At 39.5% G+C, this 1,879-nt stretch carries 1 protein-coding gene; it reads right to left on the reverse strand.

All coding sequences use genetic code 11. The features are described 5' to 3' along the window. Positions 1-309: 309 nt before the first annotated feature. Complete coding sequence (locus BW716_RS34875) at positions 310-1,767, reverse strand: IS1182 family transposase (RefSeq protein ID WP_083730652.1); 1,458 nt, start codon at positions 1,765-1,767, stop codon at positions 310-312. Positions 1,768-1,879: the final 112 nt, after the last annotated feature.

Here is a 1,879-nt window from a genome sequence, read left to right on the forward strand (position 1 = left end):
TGTAGTTCTGTCGTGTATGAATGTAAAGCAGAATAACCAATAAAATAAATAAAAACATTCATAAAAGAGGGAATTCACCACCGGGGAATGAAAACCATTTTCCGAATAAAAAGGGGGCGTCTTCGGGATGAGGGCACTGAAGAAGTTGCCCTTTTATGAGGGATCTCTTAAAAAATGATCAGGTAGAACACGTTTTTACCTGATCGTTTTTTTTGTACAAGAACTTGTTATTGGGCTTATATGATGATTTGTTGCGCATGATTGGTAAAATCCAAAGTTCTCCGGGCAGTTTTCACCAACTTTCGTCTTTTAGAGGTTTAGTTTGATAATTCTTTTCAGATTTACCGTGAAGATCGCCAATGCACCTTGCATTTGCATGCTATCAATCCCATAGGATATTGCCCGATTATAGCCATGTACATTCTTTAACTCACTGTTTTTTGCCTCGATCTTATATCGCTGTCTGGCCTTTTCTTTATAATATTCACTTTCTTGAAAAATCATTTGTTGCTGGTGTAAGTTTGATTGTATGGATACAGAATAGCTTTTAGTCTTTGCTTCAGGCTTATAACAATTGTCCTTCAGCGCGCAGATCTTACATTTTTCAATGTCAAAAAAATAGGTATCTACCTGATTAGTACCTACATCCTTCCTGCCATTACGGACTTTTTTAATCGCCATATGACCGGCCGGACAAACGAACATATCGGCATCCTTATTATAATCAAACTTATCCTCATCCTTTCTAAAGCCCTGGGTAATGGAAGGGTTCAGCTTTGCTACCACTTGTATATTCTGACCCTGGTTATCTTTTAATTTAAGGTTTTCTTTGCCCGAATATGCGGAATCACCGATAATCGTATCAACTTCAATCCCATTGTTCTGGCTGATCTCCAAAAGTTTGGGCAACTCCGGGCCATCACCTTTTTCTCCTGATGTGACTACCGCCGCGGTTATGATACGCTCTTCTGTCATGGCAAGATGTGTCTTATAGCCAAAGAATGAACTATCCGCAGATTTGTGCCCGATCCTGGCGTCCAGATCTGTGGAGAGTATGTGGTTTTCTTCCGTATCCTCTAATGTTTCCTTTAGCAGGTTTAGCTTTTCTTTAACCGCAGGTATTGAACTTAAAGTCTGCTCTGAGCTAATACGCCTCTCAAGTTCTCTGCAATAAATCAACTCATCCTGCAGATCATTCGACGTATTTTTCTCAGGCAGATGGCCCTTCATATCCTTATCTATGGCGTAAACTGCTTTGCGAAGTAATTTTGAACGTTCTCTTAACACATCAAGGGCCGAATAAGGATTCGATCTGGAGAGTGAATGGGTGGCATCAACAATGATCGATTTGGATTTAATAATTCCTTTTTCGAGAGCAATAGATACAGTTTTGCCAATCAGCAGATTTAACAGGTCTGTGTCTTTTAAGCGAAGCTTTCGAAATTTAGTCAGTGAACTAGGGTTGATAACAGCTTCCTCGGGAGACATATCAAGAAAGTATTTGAAGGACATATCATAACGGGAACGCTCAACGATATCGACGTCTGAGGCAGTATAGATCGTTTTCAATAATAAGTATTTGAACATACGGATCGGGCTTTCAGCCATGCGACCATTATTCAAACAATACTTATTCACCAGTTCCTGATAAATAAACTGAAAATCGATCAGTTCGTTAATCTGGCGGAGCAGATTGCCTTTAGGTACTATAAGATCGTAAAGACTCGAAAAAGAACTAAGCTGAAGTTGCTGTTGATGAGGTAACATGCTATGATATATTGCTGATACCTCTAAGATAATTGAAAGGGAGCAGTAAACTTGCGTTTGCTGCTCCCTTTAATATTTAAGCATCTTGGGACTTTTTCAGTGCCCTCCTTCG

Origin of the sequence: [Flexibacter] sp. ATCC 35208 (genome assembly GCF_001975825.1) — a bacterium.
In the GTDB taxonomy this organism is placed as follows: Bacteria; Bacteroidota; Bacteroidia; order Chitinophagales; family Chitinophagaceae; genus Chitinophaga.

Coding starts and splice junctions, on each gene's coding strand:
- BW716_RS34875 (WP_083730652.1), bottom strand. CDS start 1,767: ATGTTACCTCATCAACAGCAACTTCAGCTTAGTTCTTTTTCGAGTCTT.